Genomic DNA, 18,265 nt, shown 5'->3' on the forward strand with positions numbered 1-18,265 from the left:
CCTCCTCCTACTCGATTAACCGTTACATGTTGAACGCGCTAAATCGCTATGAATTCAACTCTTGTTGGTGTTGTTCAATCAGTTTCTCCATGTACTTCTCACCGCGCAGGCGAGTGTCTTCGTAGGTTTCTGTCCCTTCAAATTTTGTTACCGTCTCATAGTAGACCTTAACTTTTGGCTCAGTACCGGAAGGTCTTACGATAATGCGTGAACCATCTTCGAGATGATAGATGAGTACGTCACTTGCAGGCAGGTTAATGGCTTCAGTATTGCCTCCAATGACGAAGCGTAAAGAAGACTGCAAATCTTCAATTACAGAGATAGCGACACCGTTGATTGCTTTAGGCTGTGCTGAGCGGAGCTTAGAACCAATCGATGGTGAGTCTGGGTCTAAAGCAATACTTCGCTGAGCGTTGGTATGAACCCCATGTTCAAATGAAATTTGAGCGAGAAGATCCCAAACTGTTCGACCTTGAGATTTTAACTCCTCAACCAATTGAGCAAACACGACAATAGCAGACAGCCCATCTTTGTCTCGTACTTGAGTACCAATTGTGTAGCCTAATGCTTCTTCATAGGCGAACAAGAAGTCGTTCTGATCATTTTCCAATTGCATGCCAATATTCGCTAACCATTTAAAACCTGTCAGCGTTTGGAAATAAGTCGCCCCGTGGGATTGAGCTACTTTTTCAAGCAATGTTGAAGATACGATACTGTTACCAACTAATTGGTTTTTGGTATGCGGCTTTGAGAGTAGATAATGAGCGAATAGCACGCCGACTTGGTCACCTGTTAGCATTTTGTATGAGCCATCATCTGTTCTCACTGCAACCGCAAATCGGTCTGCATCTGGATCGTTGGCACAAGCAATGTCGGCATCGACACTTTTTGCTAAGTTAACCACCAGATCCATTGCGCCTTTTTCTTCCGGATTCGGGAAGTTGACGGTCGGGAAGTTACCATCGGGCTCTCTTTGCTCGGCGACGCTGAACACCTTATGGAAACCAGAATCGTGAAGTAGATCCTCGGCCATTTGTGCGCCGACACCATGCATTGCGGTATAGGTGATGGTGGTGTTCGCCGATTCGATCTCGTCACTCACGTATGGGCTCTGATTTATCGCAGCGCGGTAGGTTTGATAATAGCCTTCAGTTAACCACACCAACTTTCCTTGCGATTCAGCGTCACTTAGGCTCATTAAAGGGAGCGGCTTGGTCGATGCGATATCGATTTCAGCGGCAATACCCGCATCGTGAGGAGGAATGATTTGAGCGCCATTCTCCCAGTACACTTTGAAACCATTGTATTCCGGTGGGTTGTGGCTGGCCGTCACCACAACGGCAGCTGCGGCGTTGAAGTGCTCAATACCAAAGGCAACGATAGGGGTCGCCGCGACGTTCGAGGTTAGATAAACCTTAATGCCTAAAGCCGTGAGTACGGAAGCGGTATCAATCGCGAACTGCTTTGAATCTAAACGGCCGTCATAACCGACGACCACACCGCGAATGGTCGCATTAGCGACATGTTCGATTAAGTAGTGGCCGAGCCCGGTTGCTGTTTCCTGTATGACTAAACGGTTCATTCGATTTGGGCCGCATCCAACTTTGCCTCTAAGTCCTGCCGTTCCGAACTCTAATCGTTGAGTAAAGCGGTCTTCAAGTTCGTCGTGCATTCCCTCATCGATGAGGTGTTGAAGTTCTTCACGAGTTCTTGGATCTGGGTCTCTCGCTAACCAATTCATTGCATCTTGCATAATCACTAAACCTATTAATGTCTGTATGACTTACCGTTGATTTAATTTAAGTGATATTGATTCTCATTTACATAGAAGCAATCGTAAAACTCGATATAAAATAAATTCCAACGGCAAGAGGGCACGTAGATTAAGCCACTTCAAATAATTGACTGTTTAGTAAGTAAGCTTACCTTGAATAATTGGATATCACTAACTAGCCTTTTACATAAATATAACAAAATTTAACAAATTCGCCGTTTTTGAATCTTTCATGGAAACCTCCAACGCTTTTGAACCGTATTAGTTCTTGGGTTTATATGAGGTCAGTAGGCTGCTCACAGGCTAGTTCCATGTGAGTTGTAGATTGAGATTCAGCCTTTTCATGTGTAGCCGGAATAACAATGAATGTTGTCCAGTTCGCAACGACATTTAGGTCGCAAGTATCCAATTAGGAAGGACAAGGAGAGATCTTTTGAAAAGATTACTGGTTAGGCTAGCGTGGCTTTTGAAGAGTTTTGTTGTGCTTTTAGTATCGCCTTTAGTGCACGCTAGCAGTGATTACAACATGACTCAAGGCGTCACTGAGATCAGTGGTAAGGTGTATGAACTTCATATGCTGATCTTCTACATCTGTTGTGCGATTGCCTTTGTTGTTTTTGGTGTGATGTTTTATTCGATTTTGAGGCACAGGAAATCGAAGGGCGCAGTTGCTGCCCATTTTCACGAAAGCACGAAAGTCGAAATTCTTTGGACCATCATCCCTATCATCATTCTCATCGCTATGGCGATACCCGCCACCAAAACCTTAATAGCGATGGAAGATACCTCCCAATCAGATCTGACCGTTAAAATCACCGGGTCACAATGGAAATGGCATTACAGCTATTTTGGTGAAGACGTCGAATTTTTCAGCCTTCTAGCGACCAGTGACAAAGAGATTGAAGGCCTCGAAGTGAAAGGCGCGCATTACCTGCTAGAAGTTGATAAGCCGCTGGTACTGCCTGTAGACCGTAAAGTCCGTTTCTTGATGACTTCCGATGATGTGATTCACTCATGGTGGGTGCCAGCATTCGCCGTTAAGAAAGATACCATTCCGGGCTTTATTAATGAGGCTTGGACTAAGATAGATGAGCCCGGTGTTTACCGAGGGCAGTGTGCAGAGTTGTGTGGTCGTGCCCATGGTTTCATGCCGATCGTGGTGCATGCCATGGAAGAAGATGAGTTTGACGCATGGCTAGCGGAGCAGAAAGAGTTAGCGATAGCCGAACAACAAGCCGCAAAAGATGCATTAGATGCGTCACTTTCCTTGGCGGAGTTGAATACCATCGGTGAAGAGGTTTACAAAACTCGATGTGCGGTTTGTCACCAAGCAAACGGTGAGGGCATTCCTGGAGCATTCCCTGCCATCAAAGGAAGTCCTATTGCCCTTGGTGATGCGGATGTTCATATCGACACCATTGTTTATGGTCGTGGCGGTACGGCGATGCAAGCGTTCGATAATCAGTTAACTGAGAAAGAGATCGCAGCGGTAGTGACTTATCAACGAAACGCTTGGGGTAATGACACCGGCGATATTGTTCAGGCTTCAGATGTGAACGCTTATAAAGCCAAGCAAGAAGGCAGTTCTGAAAGCTCAACGGATGATGCACAAAATGATGCTAAGGATCAGTTATGAGTTCACCAATCAATAAGCCGGTGAAATCGGCTCCAGCAGAAGATCAAGTACTGAGCCATTCTGTGGAAGGCACCTTGGGCAATAATGATTTGCCTGTTGATGATCACGACTCACATGCGGCACCTAAAGGTTGGGCTCGTTGGCTGTATTCAACCAACCATAAAGACATCGGTACATTATATCTTTGGTTCAGTTTTGCAATGTTCTTAACCGGTGGCGCCATGGCGATGGTGATCCGTGCGGAGCTGTTCCAACCGGGTTTACAACTTGTTGAGCCAGATTTCTTCAATCAGATGACTACCGTCCATGGTTTAATCATGGTGTTTGGTGCCGTGATGCCAGCATTTACGGGTTTGGCTAACTGGATGATTCCGATGATGATCGGTGCACCAGATATGGCGCTGCCTAGAATGAACAACCTCAGTTTCTGGATCTTGCCTTTTGCGTTTCTAATCTTAATCGGATCTTTGTTTACAGAAGGGGGCGGCCCGAGTTTTGGTTGGACCTTTTATGCGCCACTCTCGACAACTTATGGCCCAGACAGTACCGCGCTATTCGTATTCTCAGTTCATATTATGGGGATCAGTTCGATCATGGGGGCGATTAACGTGATCGTAACCATAGTGAACATGCGCGCACCGGGCATGACTTGGTTCAAGCTACCGATGTTCGTATGGACTTGGTTAATTACCGCTTTCTTGCTGATAGCCGTGATGCCCGTGCTCGCCGGGGCTGTGACTATGGTACTGACTGACAAATACTTTGGGACTAGTTTCTTTGATGCCGCTGGTGGTGGGGACCCGGTGATGTTCCAGCACATATTCTGGTTCTTTGGGCACCCCGAAGTGTACATCATGATCTTACCGTCTTTTGGTATTGTGTCAGCCATCATTCCAGCATTCAGTGGTAAGCGCCTGTTTGGTTATCACTCGATGGTTTATGCGACCTGTAGTATCGCACTGTTGTCATTCTTGGTTTGGGCGCACCACATGTTCACCACGGGTATGCCAGTATTTGCTGAACTGTTCTTCATGTATTGCACCATGTTGATAGCGGTGCCGACCGGTGTGAAAGTCTTCAACTGGGTGGCGACCATGTGGCGGGGGGCTTTGACCTTTGAAACCCCAATGCTGTTTGCGATTGCCTTTATTGTTTTGTTTACGATTGGTGGGTTATCTGGATTGATGCTCGCTATCGTGCCAGCTGATTTCCAATATCACGATACTTATTTTGTTGTGGCGCACTTCCATTATGTTCTGGTAACAGGTGCCGTGTTCTCGATTATGGCTGCCGCCTATTATTGGCTGCCTAAGTGGACAGGGCATATGTACGACCACAAGCTCAGCCTATGGCACTTCTGGACGTCGGTGATTTCAGTCAATGTACTGTTCTTTCCTATGCACTTTTTAGGGCTAGCGGGTATGCCGCGTCGTATTCCTGATTATGCGATTCAGTTTGCTGACGTTAACCAAGTCGTGTCGATTGGTGGCTTTGCCTTTGGGTTGTCTCAGCTGATTTTCTTATGGCTAGCGATTAAGTGCGTAAGAGGGGGAGAACCTGCACCAAGCAAACCTTGGGATAGAGCTGAAGGTCTTGAATGGACAGTACCAAGCCCTGCGCCTCACCACACCTTTACTCACCCACCGAAAGTGGATTAGAGGACAGGACCATGAATGATAAGCAAAGCGATCAAGATAAAACCCAACCCAAGCGCCTGTCTAATAAGCGATCGACCAAAAAGCTGACGGGCTACTTGGTGTTGAGCGTGGTTGCGATGTTTGGCTTCGGTTTCGCTTTGGTGCCGCTCTACGATGTGATGTGTGAGGCCTTAGGGATCAATGGCAAAACTAATACTGTTTCAGCGGTGCAACCTCAGGGAATGCAGCCAGACTACTCTCGTTCGGTTCGAGTCGAATTCATGTCCCACATCAAGCCAGATATGCCATGGCAGTTTTCGCCTGAGGTTCGAGTGTTAGAGGTTCATCCTGGTGAGGTGGTTCAAACTAACTACATTGCCAAAAACCTTTCTGGATCCTCATTGGTCGGCCAAGCCGTACCATCGGTTTCTCCAGGTATGGGGGCAACTTATTTCAATAAGATGGAATGCTTTTGCTTTAATCAACAGCCATTGGACGGGCACAAGAGTGCCGAAATGGGATTGATATTTTACATTGAGCCAGATATTCCAGAATCGATACATACGCTGACGCTCTCTTACACATTATTCAATATCACGAATGAGGTGGGTGCTGCGGCCAATAAATCTGAGCCTAACGTACTCGCAAGTAACTAGGAATTTACAGAACCAGTATCAACATAAGGAGTTGAGCGATGAGTTCTAAAAAGGAAGTGTATTTCGTTCCACATCAAAGCCACTGGCCATTGGTGGGTGCTGTAGCACTGTTTTTGGTCGCGGTTGGCGCTGGCTTGACGGTGCAAAACATGGGTACCGACGCTGCAGGTGGTGTGTTTGGCAAAGCGGTGTTGTTAGTCGGGTTTGCTGTGCTGCTTTACATGCTCGCAGGTTGGTTTAGCAATGTGATCACAGAATCATTGAGTGGTCTCTATTCTGAGCAGATTTCTCGTTCTTTTAGACAAGGAATGAGTTGGTTCATCTTTTCCGAAATCATGTTCTTTGGCGCTTTCTTTGGCGCGCTTTTCTATGCTCGAATGATTTCTGTGCCTTGGATTGGTGGGGCGGGCAATAATGAAATGACCCATGAAGTATTGTGGCCGATGTTCCAATCAATTTGGCCACTAACGACGACCCCTGATGGCGTAACGACACAAGCCATGCCTTGGCAAGGTATCCCGCTTAAGAACACCATTATTCTGCTGCTTTCCTCTGTGACGCTGCACATGGCACATATCAGTCTTGAACAAAATAAGCGTATGGCTTTGATCGTGTGGTTGGAGATAACCATTGTTCTGGCTGGCTTCTTCCTGTTCTTCCAAGTTGAAGAGTATCTTCACGCTTATCAAGAGATGGGGCTGACACTTCAGTCTGGCATCTACGGTAATACCTTCTTTTTGCTTACTGGGTTTCATGGCTTACATGTCTGTTTAGGGACGATCTTTTTGATTGTGTTGCTGGCAAGGGTTGCGAAAGACCACTTCACTCCGAAAGACCACTTTGCGTTCCAAGCGGGCAGTTGGTATTGGCACTTTGTTGATGTGGTTTGGTTGGGCCTGTTTGTGTTTGTGTATGTGCTCTAACTGCTGAGCCTATAGGGGATTAATAGGGGCGAGGATTGGGAGTTATCACTCCGGAACCTAAAGCCAGTAACAACAGTAGCACGACAACGGCTGACCACATGACACGACGACCCAAGAAGTAACTGAGTCTTTTTCCATTGTGTTTACCTGAGGCGATTTGGATTAGACCTTTCATCAAATTGAAAGCGATAAAAAACAGCAAAGCGACCAATACGACTTTAAATAACAGAACAAAGGTAGATGACGCCATAGTGATAACTCCAAACCGATTGATTGATGATGAACACAAGTTCCGCAGTAAAGGTTTTTGGATAGCGGTTGTTTTAACTGTGGTTTCAGTCGGCGCTTTAATCAAGTTAGGTTTATGGCAACTCGATCGTGGTAACGAGAAATTACGTTATGAACAGCAACTATCAGAAAGAGCGCAGCAATCGTTTAGGTCATTGGACACGGTTATCTCTGAATGGAAGGGCTCGCGTACACAAGCCCAAGGTACATCTGAACAGCAGTTTTTAAATGGTTTGAAGGTTGATGTTGAATTAGTCAATACGAGCGGCTTGATGCTCTTGTTAGACAACCAGATAAGCCAAGGAACGGTAGGGTATGTGATTTACATGTTGGGTGAGGTTCGCTTTGAAGATGGAAACCAGTCCTTAGTGGCTGAAAAACAGTTGTTGATCGATCTTGGGTTTGTTCCGGCAAGTAATGACAGAAGAGAACTACCGCAATTAGGAAGTATCACTGTACCAACCAAAATGTCAGGGCGCTTGTATACACGCTCAATTAATCCTTTAAGTCATGAGTTGGGTTTAGAAAATACGACACCGAATAGAATCCAAAACCTAAACATAGCAGCGTTATCACAGTATACAGGAAAAGAAGTGCTGCCCTTTGTCTTCCAACCTCAGAGTTTAGATTCATGGCCCTATGAAATGTTATGGCGTCCAACGGCGATGAGGTCTGAGAAGCATTTTGGTTACTCATTTCAATGGTTTGTTATGGCTGCGGTACTTTTGTTTTTGATGTTGTTGATTGGCTATCAGTACCTAAAAGCAACACCTATCACGAGGAATAAGGATGGATAAATCTCAAGCACAAGTGAACAGGGAAATTACCGAGGCAAACATGGCTGAGCTCAGAAGCCGTCGTACTAAAGGACGCTTGGTATTAATCGGACTCGTTTTAATTTTCGCTTTGCCAGCCATTATCGCCAAAACTGTGTTGGATCAGAATTGGTATACGTCAGGTGTCACTAACTCAGGCGAATTGGTAGAACCAAGAATTACACTAGCGGATTTTGGCGTAACGGTACCCATGGCAGGAGAGGGTTGGGTTGTGGGGTATATCGCACCGATGGAGTGCGAAAGCTTGTGTGAACAACAGCTTCATTATTTGAATCAAAGCTACTTAGCGTTAGGGAAAAACAAAGAGCGAGTGACCGCCGTTGTTTTCGTCTCAGAAGGTAACTCGTTGTCGGGTTCGCTCAACAAGCCTGATTTATCTTTGTTAGCTGGTGGTGATCAGTTAAGCACCGAGTTTTCGCCGGCTTCCATTGTCATTATTGACCCGCTAGGACAGTTGGTTATGGAGTACAAAAGCGTGTCGGAACCGTCGCAGTTAGTCGGGCAATCCAAAGGTATGATTCATGATTTAAGAAAGCTACTTAAGCTGTCACGAGTTGGGTAGTTGATGGCGCAAATGCTTGAGCTTAAGCAGCGAAAGGGAATAAGTATAGGGAGATAAGTGATGCAGAATAAAGCCCCTGATTTACTGATGCTTGTGATGAGATTAACTATCTTGTTAACCCTTACCGTGATTGTTCTCGGAGCTTATACACGCCTGTCTGATGCTGGCCTTGGCTGTCCTGACTGGCCGGGTTGTTACGGTAAGATCACCGTTCCGTCTGATGCCCAAGCGGTGAGTCAAGCCAATCTGCAATTTCCAGAGCGAGCTCTTGAAGCAGACAAAGCGTGGATAGAGATGATCCATCGCTACTTTGCAGGAACATTAGGGTTGCTTATCTTTGTCGTTGTAGCTTGGTGTATTAAAAAGAACATCACACCAGTTGGTCTTCCATTACTTATCTCTGCCACTGTGATTTTTCAGGCTTTGCTTGGAATGTGGACGGTGACTCTTAAGTTGATGCCCGTTGTGGTTATGGCGCATTTGATGGGGGGGTTCACGTTGCTGTCACTGTTGTGTCTGCTCTACTGCCGTTTGTCTCAATTCCAAAGCCGTTTTGGCGAGGCTTCTTATTCTCCAACACTTAAATTTTGGGCGTTGTTTGGGTTACTCATTGTGGTTGGGCAGATACTGCTTGGTGGTTGGACATCGTCAAACTATGCCGCTTTGGTGTGTACCCAATTGCCTATTTGTGAAGGTAACTGGATGAGCTACCTCGATTTCAAAAATGCGTTCGATTTTGCTCAACACGGACACGATAACTATGAGTTTGGTGTGTTGGAGTATCCCGCGAGGCTTACCATACATGTCATGCACAGGTTCGGGGCTATTGTGGCGACATTAACGGTGCTGATGGTCGTGTACCAGTTATGGAAGTTTGGCCAAGTGCCTCACCAAAAGCTGAGCATGATTGTCGCAATAGTGTTGTTTACTCAAATCAGCCTTGGGATCAGTAATGTATGGTTTCACCTGCCAATCTCAGTTGCGGTTTTGCATAACCTAGTCGCAGCAATGTTGCTCATCAGCATGGTTGTAACCAATTTTGTGGTGTGGCAACGCAAACCGAGTGAGAGCTTGGTGAAGAACAGTGTATTACAAGGAGGTAATCATGGTCAGTAGAACGTCAACACAGTATGAAGTGGTGGCTCAAGACGCAGCCTTAACTCATAAGATAACAGCCAATAATGACATAACTTTAAGTAACGAAAAGGCTGAAAAAAACAAAGCCACTTGGAAAGTTTATTTAACGCTGACTAAGCCTAAAGTGGTGGCTTTGATGTTGCTGACAGCATTGGTTGGGATGTGTTTGGCCGTGCCGAATGGATTGCCTTTGCAACAAACTTTGTTCGGAATGATTGGGATAGGGTTAATGGCAGGTTCAGCGGCTGCGTTTAACCATTTGATCGATAAAAAGATCGACGGCCAGATGACTCGAACAAATCGACGCCCTTTACCATCCGGTGAGCTGAGTAGTGTGCGTGTGTTTAGCTTTGCAGCAGGTATCGGCTTATTTGGGTTCGCTACGTTAGTGGTGTGGGTCAATCAACTCACGGCTTGGCTAACCTTTGCAAGTTTATTGGGCTATGCGGTCATCTATACCATGTACTTGAAGCGAGCAACGCCGCAAAACATTGTGATAGCAGGGATCGCTGGTGCAATGCCTCCGCTACTGGGCTGGACGGCGGTTACCAATGAACTGCATTCAAATGCTTGGTTGTTGGTGATGATCATCTTTATTTGGACACCTCCTCATTTCTGGGCGTTGGCAATTCATCGTCGTGATGAGTATGCCAAAGTGAACATCCCCATGTTACCTGTGACTCACGGAATCGAATACACCAAGACGTCTATTTTTCTGTATACCTTTTTGCTTAGCATCGTGTGTATATTGCCTGTATTGGTTGGCATGAGCAGCTGGATATATCTGAGCGCTTCATTGGTGCTCAACGGCGGGTTTGTTTATCACGCTTGGGTACTGAAATATCGTGATGAACCCAATATGGCCATGAAGACCTTTAAGTTCTCCATCTATCATCTCATGATCTTGTTTGTGGCTCTGTTGGCAGACCACTATCTACTTTGATAACCGCATTTCTGCTGTTGCTGAATAAGAAAACGGATGCTCTGGGCATCCGCTTTTGTTTGGTTGATGACTAAAACTCACCCAATACAAAGTAAGTATCTAGCGAGTACTTAGTCCACTTTGTTCCAAGCACTTTGCCAGTGTGAACCGACACCTGGTTCGTACTGAGTTGCTGTTGGAGCCCATTGAACACAGTAGCCAGAGTATGGGAACTCTTTACACTGATAAACGCCACCATCGCTGCTTAGAACCTTTGTTCCTGCTGTGTAAGACTCAATGCTTTCTGGGAACACGAAGTCGTAGTCGCCTGCTGGTGGCGGCGTTTGCTCGTCCATTAGATGAAAATCAAGCGTGTTCTGATCCACTAAGTTACCTTGGTCATCTTTCGTCACAACCACAAGCATGTGGTGGCCAGCTTCAGACTTAGAAAGAGTCAGTTGAACATCTTCAACTTGTCCGTCTGTTAGATCCGATTTCTGAGATGCAAGTGCTTCACGGTGATGGTTGTACACGGTAAGCTCAGCTTGGATATCGCCTGTTGCCGCTAACGTAAGATCAAGCTGAGTAGGTTGGCTCTCATCGATAATGTACTCTGATTCTAAGCCCGAGACTTCAAGATCATGCTCGGGTTCTGGAGTATCAATCTTGTAGCCGATTTCGACACTGTTAAAGCCAGAGCCTGCTTTTAGATAAACAGGATTCGTGCCGTAAACGGGTGCGAAATCGCCTTGGTCATTCAATTGACCTGCTTTGATTTGCGTCTGCTCTTGGTTGATCTTAGAAGCAAGCGCGTAAGACCAGTTATTGGCTTTGCCTTGTTCAGAAGTTTCAATCACAAGCTCAGTGCTGTATGAAGCGTTCTCACCAGACTGGTCGAATACACGCGTATAAACAGCGTCACCAACATTCAGGTCTTGTGTCGGGTTGATTTGACCACCTTGATCCCAATCAGGAATGATAGGGCCGCCACCATCAAATTTCACGTCGATAACGTTGTAGAAAGCCGCTGCAGTGTCACCTACATCCCATACGGCAAGGATCACTTGATAACCTTCACGCTCTGGCACATTACACAAGTGACTGACTTGCATCGGTGGCTGTTCCATATTGCCTTCAACAACACAGAATGGCGTTAAGTCAAAAGAGCTGCGAGCCAACGGCTGGTTTGGATTCCAGTCGGGTTGAGTAATGTAATATTTCCAATCGCGAGTCTTGTGGTTAGCTGTGAATGTCCACTCGAAGTATTGAGAACCAGACTTGATAGGGCGTTTAACCCAGCGGTCTGCCTTTTGTTCGTCTAGTGCTGCTGCTAAAGAAGATTGCGCACTGGCGATTTTCCCATCAGCAGGGCCAACTTCTGGGAAGCCTTCAGGGCCTTCTACACTTTGTGGTTCGTATTGGATACCACCACAGTTGGTGTTTTTCTCTTGCGTATCGCTCGCAGGGAACTTACATAGGGCAACACGGCTCTCAGCTACGCCATTGTTGTATGCCGAGACATAACCGTGACCGAAGCTTGCACCGCTTACGCTAAGAAGCGATAGCGCGATGAGTGATTTTTTTTGGAGTTGTTTCATTATTTGTCCTTACTGTATTTGGCCGACAAAAAAGAGAACACCCCGGCATGCATTTACACTTAAATTCTATTAAGTGGCGGCCCCGCTATCATAGACAGAATATTTGTCGACAGACCGGTGGCTTTGCGTCCTATTCTTTCAAATAGTTTGCCAGAAGTGCGTTTGAGCAATCGAAATGTAGCCAACCAGTTTTATAAATGCGAATCAATCGATTGAAATGTGGAATGCCAATCTCGAACTTTTAATTCTTGATACAAATTAACTTGCTATATGTTTAGTTCGTTAACGTATAAATTATTGATATAAATAAAGAAAGCATTTGCTCTAATCGTTTTAGTGAATGACTTTGGGTTGTTTCGCTTCGCTCTGTACAACAATTGTGCACATATCAAAACCAAACCTTTGGTTTCCACTAACCGAACCCTGACACGCCATGTATGAAAAACCGGACAATTGATTGGTATGAATTATATAAAGGAGCCGGTATGGAATTCACAGAACTAGACAGAGACGCGTTGTATCAAACGTGGATGTCACAAAAATCGAGAATGCGAATTACGCAGATGGAGTTTTCAAAAAAGCTAGGCATGAACCAGCTTGATTTCTCAAGAGTGCTAAGAGGGGAGACGCCATTAACCATGTCTTTCATTAGTCATTTTTGTCGTTTACTTCATTTGGAACCAAGGAATGTATTCCCCTCGCTAAAAGAGGGCAATGAATCGGGGCCTAAAGTGGTCTACCTGAAAAGTAGAATGAGTGTTGATGGTGAGATCCAAAATGCTTATATTGAAGGAAATCAGGTAATTGTAGAGTACGCACACACTGTTCAACATGATTAATTTTAGAGTTAGCTCTGATTTTTAACCCCCTTTTTCTACAACCTTTTCACATAGGGTATGTCATACTTAATTAGATTCCTTAATTTTGACTAAGTGCGTTATGAACCCTTTAAAAGTCCTTTTGCTTGTTGCAACCAGCATTTTCTTGCTTGGTTGTGCAGGCGGCCCAATTAGAACCGCTACTAAATTTACCAGCTACGAAGATTTTCAGGCTGGGCCTGACGGAGGCGTCGACTTGGTTTGGGCAAGGGTTGGGCTACGTGACGCGCAGCGTTTGAAATCCAAGTTAGATGACTACGATTCTGTAGTGATCGACCAAATTTTTGTTTTAGCAGAAGAAGGTTCGTTGGATCAGGAAGAGATTCAGGAACTCACTGAGCACATGGTTGCGCGCTTGGAAGATAAAATATCGCCTCATAAAACGATTGTCGATGAACCGACAGGAAAAACGCTCCGCTTGAGTATCGCTCTGAGTAACGTTGAAACGCCCAATCCGATCTTAGCTGTAACGAGCAGCGTTCTGCCGTTTGGCCTTGCGATGTCAACCATATCTAAGGTCACGACTGGTGAGCACACCAATGTTGGGAGTGCGAGTGTAGAGTTATTGGTCAGTGATGCTCAAGAGGGCACACTACTGTTTGCAGCCATCGACCGTGAAGCGGGTAACAAAGATTTTTCAACCATGATTGATTCGCTGGATGATGCCAAAGACGCGATCAACTATTGGGTTGAACGTTTAGGTGATACTCTACACAACATAGATGACGCATAGTAAAGACCGAATAATGCTAGAGAAAGAGAACCTGATTAAGTTGGCTCGAATGCAGATGCCATTTGGAAAGTACGCGGGTCGTACACTGATTGACTTACCTGAAGAATATTTGCTGTGGTTTGCTAATAAAAAACAGTTTCCTTCGGGTGAGCTTGGTGATTTAATGCAGCTATGTCTTGCTCTAAAAGTCGAAGGATTAGATAGTGTCGTCAAACCCCTTAAGAGTCATCATCCCAAAGATCTATAACTATGCGCGTGTTAGTACTTCTAAGCAGTTGAAAGGTGTCGGTTTAGAAACACAGCAGCAGAGAAGTGTTCTTGAAGACCTATCTCACAAATATTCACTTCCCATTCATAATGAAGAGTTCGTTGATGAGGGGTTAAGTGCCTATCATGGAAGACATAAAGAAGGCGCGCTTGGTGTTGTTCTATCTCGAATTGAAACTGGTGAAATATCCGCTGGCAGTATTCTAGCTGTCTTTTCACTCGACCGACTTTCAAGAGAAACTGTTAATGTTGCGATGGAGCAATTGCTAAGTATCATCAATCGTGGAGTGTGTGTTTATACACACATTGACGACAAAATGTTTGATGCTAAAAGCCAAAACCTGACAGCAGATCTTATCGTTTCGTTGATCACGATGCAAAGAGCAAACGAGGAATCATCGACTAAGAGTAAGCGTATAATTTCAGCTTCTAAAGAAGCTTTAAAAAAATGGAAGAAAGACGGTAAGCCGCAAGGTGCATTAGGTCGTGCACCATTCTGGATAGACCAAACTACTAACTCATTTAATATCAACGCAGAAGGTGTGAAGGTAGCTATAGAGCTATTCTTAGATGGGTGGGGAACCCTAAAGATTAAGAAGTACTTAGATGAGCATCATATCTATAAACGGACAAGAAAGTCATCGGTCAAACAGGATGAAACATGGGATTATGTGGCTATAAACCAACTTTGGACAAAGCGCTCGTTAATTGGTGAAAAGCGATTTACCATAGAAGGCCATGAGCACATCCTGCCAAACTACTACCCGCCATTAATTGAAGTAGATGCCTTTCAAAGGTTACAAAAAGTTAAGCAAAGTAAAAGCGGCAGAGCTCCTGTAAATGGCAATATCCACTTACTCAAAGGAATGGCTCGGTGCGGTAAGTGTGGCGCTGCAATGGTATTTATAGACAAGGGTAATAGTAATCGTGCTTATGTGTGCTCTTTAGCTGCGAAGGGGGAGAGACAACATGATAGAGAGCTATATAGCTCAACTCTTCTAGAGTTAATTACGTTGGAAATCTGCAAGGATATTTACTTATTGGATTCTTCCAGTTCTTCAGATATAGCTATAGAGAAAGCTGAGGTAGAATCGCGATTAATTGAAGAAAAGATCCAGCTGGATGAGTTAGTAAGTCGATATAAGAAAAAGAAAAGAAATTCGTTACTCGATCTTATTCAGGACAGTGAAGATGAAATAGAGAAACTTGAACTGAGTCTTCAGACGTTTGAGGTTGAGGACCTATCAACATATTTGAACCTTTTAAAACATGATATTTACACAGATGAGGTACGAGACGATTACCAACATCCTCAACGCGTTGAGATTCGCAACAACTTACTGTCTGTACTTAAAGAGGTTAAGTTGAACCGCGTAGAAAATAATAGTAGTTCAAGTAAAACTGGCGTTGTGAACTGCGTAGATATTACATGGTATTTTAAAAATGGTCAGGAAAGGAAATTGCAATTTGAACCATTTAAATATATTGGTTCAAAAAAGGATAGGAAAATCTTTGTTGGAGTAAACTACTCACATGATGTACCTGTTCAGGAGGTTAATCGTAGCTCAGGTTTGATTCCAAATTTAATTGATAAACTTCATAAACTAGATTTGTTGAATAAGGCATACCCAAGTAAAGGTCGTTATCAATGGAAGGGCTTAGAGCTAGTCCAAGGAGAGTATACTTTATCTGTAAAAAATGTACTTCCAAGATTTGGTGATTACTCGGGACTGTCATTTGGTGATATGGTAGACAAGCATTTTGAAAAAGGTGTTAAGTATACCGTGATTGAAAGCAATAGCTTAGGGCATTAACCTTGTGTTTTAGTGGGGTAGGTTACCCAATTTTAAGTTAAATAGTAGATCTACTTAATTTGATTAATTGCTTTTATTCGGATTAACTTTGCAAAGTCAGCTGTTGCTCGATCTACTAATTCAGCCTTTTTCTCATCCCTTTTAAAATCTATATCATCCAACTCTGGAAGGTAGTCGAGCCATGCAGCTGCAACTATACTCTTTACATATTGTTCTAACTGACTTTTTGTAGCATTAGTAAGTTCTATTGTTGATGATGTCACACATAAATTACGAACCTCTTTCTCCACTTCACCCTTCAACTCAATTTTTAGTTTCGCCAGTTCAAGTCTGTCAATAAATATCATCATAACGTTTACTTAAACTATACCAATATTTACACGTGAGCTTCAATGGGAGGTCTGGAGGGGAACCCTCCAGCAAGGGGTAAATTATTGCGAAGCGAATCAATTTGCCTATCTTGAATCAGTTAATCTAAATCGAATTTGTTTTCATCGAAATTAATTAATAATCTTGAAGAAAACTAATGAAAACATTTGTTGTAATTACTAAGCCTGTAAAAAATGGCTCTACTGGGATTTTAGTTAGGGAACGTTACCTTAAGAGTAGCTCACATCCTAACCATACTAATACTGAGGAAATATTCGATGTTGTAGGTAATGAAGCTACTTCCAAACGTATTATTGTCGCTGGAGAACAGTATAAGCTTAACAAAATGTTAAGTAATAATCGCAGAGGGAGAAGCATCAGCTCTTTTGCAGTAGAATTTTGTCTGTCTTTACCGCAAGGGTATCGACCGACAAAAGATCAATGGCGTTCAGTTATAGGGGATTGCTGCCGATCACTTGCTGAACACCTCAAATTGGAAAGAAATGACAGAAAAGAGTTTTATTCATTAGTGAGAGGTGTATGCCATCAGCAAAACCAAACTGGGGCTGGATCTGGAGACCATTCGCATTTAATTGTACCCAAAATCATCGGAAATAGAGTGCTCCGAGAACTCCAACGGAAAAGCTCTACCGCTTTTTTAAAACAAGCATTTACTACTGCTGTAAGTAAACATGTTGGGATATCAGTTAATGATTACAAACCATACGAACTTAATAGGGGCAGGCGACTTGAGAAGTGGCAATACGAATCACGCAAAATGGAAGAACTACTTAAAGAGAAGCAGAGGCTAGTAGATAAGCTAGAAAAACAAGTAGAACGGTGGGAGTTAGCTCTTGAAAACCATGATACTAAGCAGATGCGGCGTCAGCGTAACCGTATTAAAAAGTCATTGTCTGAAGTAGGTGATGAAATAAAAAACACTACCCTTCTATCAAAAATTAATAACATTATTCAACCCTGACCCGTACCATTTATATGGAGTAGCTTATACCCTATTTTACAGATTCGCTGTTTGGCTACGACTAACATTGGCTACGACTAACATTGGCTACGACTAACTATGTAGAACGGCTCTGGACAAAAGCTTGCCAGTGCCCCATCTAAATTAGCAATACATGAATAACTAAAAGTATGGAAAACAACTTAAGTTTGTGTCCATTATTGACTGATACGGATCATTTTCAGACATTCAAGTCGGTTATACAGCAACAGCACAAAAGAACTCAAAACACACCTATCAAAAAGTCTATAAATCATAGAGGTAGAACTTGAGTTCATAACCATTGCCACTTGGCCATTGTTCCTTAACTAGTTTCCAACGATGTTTACCATTAGCCATAGATAAAGGCAGTTTTGAGTGATCTTTAACTGCTTCTGCAATTTCTGTCGGTAGTTCCAGTCCAGTGCTTTTTAGTGACAGAGTTTTTGCCGAAGAAACTAGTTTATCAAATGACCTTTTAGTGTTGTTAGGAGCATTCATATTCAGCACTAACCAAGCCTGACCTTTCTGGTAATAGTATGCGATGTTGTTGGGCATTCCAGATGAGCCAACAATATTTGCGTCAATATTTAAATAATCGGAGCTACAAGATTTATACTCTTTGTTCCAAGCCCTTGTACTTAATTTATCGTCAGACAAAAAGTCACATTCTTCTGGTCGAGAATCTGAGCCAGAGCCAGAAAATATACCGACCAAAAATAACCCCCCTAACACCGACCAAACCACATTTTTCTTCGATTTTCTTTTTAACGGAAGTTTTGTTGAGATCGGGTTGTTGCCAAGCTTCACAAAACTATCATAGATAGCCAAGTAAGTTTTTTCTTTCATAGTAGCAACGAAAGATTGAGTAGAACCTAACTCAAAAGTTACGTAATACTTCTTTCCTATTGCCTCATTCTTTTGAAGCTTAACAACGTCTTGTATAGGTATTTCTTGTACGTTGTAAGTCCCTGTAGTGAGTTTATTATCTTCGAAAGTCCAAAGGCCTAGCTCTATGTCACCCTTTTCAACTGTTATCGTTTTCATTTGCTCGAATAAATCCTTTTTGTCGAGGTGTGAATTGCCACCAAATCCATAGACACTTTGTGGCATAAGAAAAAATAGGTCAAATGACCTCATATAGAAATGAGAAACAGAACAGATCTAGCCTAGAATAGGGTGATTTTTGGTAAGCCATGATCACCGCTGAGAAGTCTCTGTCGAGTAGACGACAC

The 18,265-nt window shown here is 43.7% G+C and carries 18 protein-coding genes and 1 riboswitch; of the genes, 13 read left to right on the forward strand and 5 right to left on the reverse strand.

Annotated features, from left to right (window positions below; genetic code table 11):
- Positions 1 to 46: 46 nt before the first annotated feature.
- The gene (locus AB4507_RS19995) at positions 47 to 1,753 is read right to left on the reverse strand and encodes a phospho-sugar mutase (protein ID WP_102393162.1); all 1,707 of its coding nucleotides are present in this window, start codon (positions 1,751 to 1,753) and stop codon (positions 47 to 49) included.
- 454 nt (positions 1,754 to 2,207) lie between these two features.
- On the opposite strand from AB4507_RS19995, the gene coxB reads away from it, so the two are divergent.
- The 4 genes from coxB to AB4507_RS20015 are packed head-to-tail and all read left to right on the forward strand — an operon-like array spanning position 2,208 to position 6,626.
- Positions 2,208 to 3,410, forward strand: coding sequence for a cytochrome c oxidase subunit II (coxB, locus tag AB4507_RS20000; RefSeq protein ID WP_372129994.1), 1,203 nt, complete (start codon positions 2,208 to 2,210; stop codon positions 3,408 to 3,410).
- The gene (gene ctaD, locus AB4507_RS20005; RefSeq protein WP_048612910.1) at positions 3,407 to 5,068 is read left to right on the forward strand and encodes a cytochrome c oxidase subunit I; all 1,662 of its coding nucleotides are present in this window, start codon (positions 3,407 to 3,409) and stop codon (positions 5,066 to 5,068) included. Before coxB ends, ctaD begins: the two co-directional genes overlap by 4 nt.
- A gap of 11 nt (positions 5,069 to 5,079) precedes the next feature.
- Complete coding sequence (locus AB4507_RS20010; protein ID WP_372183188.1) at positions 5,080 to 5,703, forward strand: cytochrome c oxidase assembly protein; 624 nt, start codon at positions 5,080 to 5,082, stop codon at positions 5,701 to 5,703.
- Between the two features lie 38 nt (positions 5,704 to 5,741).
- Entirely contained in the window at positions 5,742 to 6,626 is an 885-nt protein-coding gene (locus tag AB4507_RS20015; protein WP_009845661.1) for a cytochrome c oxidase subunit 3, read from the forward strand.
- Positions 6,627 to 6,645: 19 nt separating this feature from the next.
- On the opposite strand, the gene AB4507_RS20020 is transcribed toward AB4507_RS20015, so the two are convergent.
- Entirely contained in the window at positions 6,646 to 6,876 is a 231-nt protein-coding gene (locus AB4507_RS20020; protein WP_017066085.1) for a DUF2909 family protein, read from the reverse strand.
- Between AB4507_RS20020 and AB4507_RS20025 the strand changes: the two genes are divergently transcribed.
- From AB4507_RS20025 to cyoE, 4 genes are read left to right on the forward strand one after another with little or no spacing between them, the layout of a single operon-like run.
- Positions 6,764 to 7,711, forward strand: a complete 948-nt coding sequence (locus tag AB4507_RS20025) for an SURF1 family protein (RefSeq protein ID WP_372183190.1) — start codon at positions 6,764 to 6,766, stop codon at positions 7,709 to 7,711. The two genes, AB4507_RS20020 and AB4507_RS20025, sit on opposite strands and share 113 nt — an antisense overlap.
- Positions 7,704 to 8,312 carry a hypothetical protein gene (locus AB4507_RS20030; protein ID WP_017061753.1) on the forward strand — a complete coding sequence of 203 codons (609 nt, stop codon included), beginning with the start codon at positions 7,704 to 7,706 and terminating at the stop codon, positions 8,310 to 8,312. The genes AB4507_RS20025 and AB4507_RS20030 overlap by 8 nt, the downstream gene beginning before the upstream one ends.
- 60 nt (positions 8,313 to 8,372) lie before the next feature.
- A complete protein-coding gene (locus tag AB4507_RS20035; protein ID WP_136973807.1) occupies positions 8,373 to 9,428 on the forward strand; it encodes a heme A synthase in 1,056 nt (351 codons plus the stop codon).
- Entirely contained in the window at positions 9,418 to 10,392 is a 975-nt protein-coding gene (gene cyoE / locus AB4507_RS20040) for a heme o synthase (RefSeq protein ID WP_229648183.1), read from the forward strand. The genes AB4507_RS20035 and cyoE overlap by 11 nt, the downstream gene beginning before the upstream one ends.
- A gap of 110 nt (positions 10,393 to 10,502) precedes the next feature.
- Here the strand turns inward: cyoE and gbpA are convergent, their stop codons facing one another.
- Positions 10,503 to 11,969, reverse strand: a complete 1,467-nt coding sequence (gene gbpA, locus AB4507_RS20045; RefSeq protein ID WP_372183192.1) for an N-acetylglucosamine-binding protein GbpA — start codon at positions 11,967 to 11,969, stop codon at positions 10,503 to 10,505.
- A 72-nt stretch (positions 11,970 to 12,041) separates the two neighbouring features.
- A riboswitch (cyclic di-GMP riboswitch) is annotated at positions 12,042 to 12,131 on the reverse strand.
- A 323-nt stretch (positions 12,132 to 12,454) separates the two neighbouring features.
- On the opposite strand from gbpA, the gene AB4507_RS20050 reads away from it, so the two are divergent.
- From AB4507_RS20050 to AB4507_RS20065, 4 genes are all read left to right on the forward strand, one after another.
- Positions 12,455 to 12,808, forward strand: a complete 354-nt coding sequence (locus AB4507_RS20050) for a hypothetical protein (RefSeq protein ID WP_017061749.1) — start codon at positions 12,455 to 12,457, stop codon at positions 12,806 to 12,808.
- Between the two features lie 100 nt (positions 12,809 to 12,908).
- A complete protein-coding gene (locus AB4507_RS20055; protein WP_229648181.1) occupies positions 12,909 to 13,580 on the forward strand; it encodes a DUF3313 domain-containing protein in 672 nt (223 codons plus the stop codon).
- Between the two features lie 13 nt (positions 13,581 to 13,593).
- On the forward strand, positions 13,594 to 13,827 hold the full coding sequence (locus AB4507_RS20060) for a DUF3820 family protein (RefSeq protein WP_059018968.1): 234 nt from the start codon (positions 13,594 to 13,596) through the stop codon (positions 13,825 to 13,827).
- Positions 13,784 to 15,661, forward strand: coding sequence for a recombinase family protein (locus tag AB4507_RS20065; RefSeq protein WP_372183194.1), 1,878 nt, complete (start codon positions 13,784 to 13,786; stop codon positions 15,659 to 15,661). Before AB4507_RS20060 ends, AB4507_RS20065 begins: the two co-directional genes overlap by 44 nt.
- Before the next feature lie 50 nt (positions 15,662 to 15,711).
- Here the strand turns inward: AB4507_RS20065 and AB4507_RS20070 are convergent, their stop codons facing one another.
- A complete protein-coding gene (locus tag AB4507_RS20070; RefSeq protein ID WP_372183196.1) occupies positions 15,712 to 16,011 on the reverse strand; it encodes a hypothetical protein in 300 nt (99 codons plus the stop codon).
- Positions 16,012 to 16,187: 176 nt separating this feature from the next.
- Here AB4507_RS20070 and AB4507_RS20075 point away from each other — a divergent pair, with 176 nt between their 5' ends.
- On the forward strand, positions 16,188 to 17,012 hold the full coding sequence (locus AB4507_RS20075) for a hypothetical protein (protein ID WP_372183198.1): 825 nt from the start codon (positions 16,188 to 16,190) through the stop codon (positions 17,010 to 17,012).
- A 285-nt stretch (positions 17,013 to 17,297) separates the two neighbouring features.
- Here the strand turns inward: AB4507_RS20075 and AB4507_RS20080 are convergent, their stop codons facing one another.
- Positions 17,298 to 18,077, reverse strand: coding sequence for a hypothetical protein (locus tag AB4507_RS20080; protein ID WP_372183199.1), 780 nt, complete (start codon positions 18,075 to 18,077; stop codon positions 17,298 to 17,300).
- Positions 18,078 to 18,265: the final 188 nt, after the last annotated feature.

The organism is Vibrio sp. 10N.222.54.A3, from assembly GCF_041474095.1.
Classification (GTDB): Bacteria; Pseudomonadota; Gammaproteobacteria; order Enterobacterales; family Vibrionaceae; genus Vibrio; species Vibrio crassostreae_C.

Coding starts and splice junctions, on each gene's coding strand:
- AB4507_RS19995 (WP_102393162.1), bottom strand. CDS start 1,753: ATGCAAGATGCAATGAATTGGTTAGCGAGAGACCCAGATCCAAGAACT.
- AB4507_RS20055 (WP_229648181.1), top strand. CDS start 12,909: ATGAACCCTTTAAAAGTCCTTTTGCTTGTTGCAACCAGCATTTTCTTG.
- AB4507_RS20010 (WP_372183188.1), top strand. CDS start 5,080: ATGAATGATAAGCAAAGCGATCAAGATAAAACCCAACCCAAGCGCCTG.
- cyoE (WP_229648183.1), top strand. CDS start 9,418: ATGGTCAGTAGAACGTCAACACAGTATGAAGTGGTGGCTCAAGACGCA.
- AB4507_RS20015 (WP_009845661.1), top strand. CDS start 5,742: ATGAGTTCTAAAAAGGAAGTGTATTTCGTTCCACATCAAAGCCACTGG.
- AB4507_RS20030 (WP_017061753.1), top strand. CDS start 7,704: ATGGATAAATCTCAAGCACAAGTGAACAGGGAAATTACCGAGGCAAAC.
- AB4507_RS20020 (WP_017066085.1), bottom strand. CDS start 6,876: ATGGCGTCATCTACCTTTGTTCTGTTATTTAAAGTCGTATTGGTCGCT.
- AB4507_RS20060 (WP_059018968.1), top strand. CDS start 13,594: ATGCTAGAGAAAGAGAACCTGATTAAGTTGGCTCGAATGCAGATGCCA.
- AB4507_RS20070 (WP_372183196.1), bottom strand. CDS start 16,011: ATGATGATATTTATTGACAGACTTGAACTGGCGAAACTAAAAATTGAG.
- AB4507_RS20080 (WP_372183199.1), bottom strand. CDS start 18,077: ATGAAAACGATAACAGTTGAAAAGGGTGACATAGAGCTAGGCCTTTGG.
- AB4507_RS20075 (WP_372183198.1), top strand. CDS start 16,188: ATGAAAACATTTGTTGTAATTACTAAGCCTGTAAAAAATGGCTCTACT.
- gbpA (WP_372183192.1), bottom strand. CDS start 11,969: ATGAAACAACTCCAAAAAAAATCACTCATCGCGCTATCGCTTCTTAGC.
- AB4507_RS20050 (WP_017061749.1), top strand. CDS start 12,455: ATGGAATTCACAGAACTAGACAGAGACGCGTTGTATCAAACGTGGATG.
- AB4507_RS20035 (WP_136973807.1), top strand. CDS start 8,373: ATGCAGAATAAAGCCCCTGATTTACTGATGCTTGTGATGAGATTAACT.
- ctaD (WP_048612910.1), top strand. CDS start 3,407: ATGAGTTCACCAATCAATAAGCCGGTGAAATCGGCTCCAGCAGAAGAT.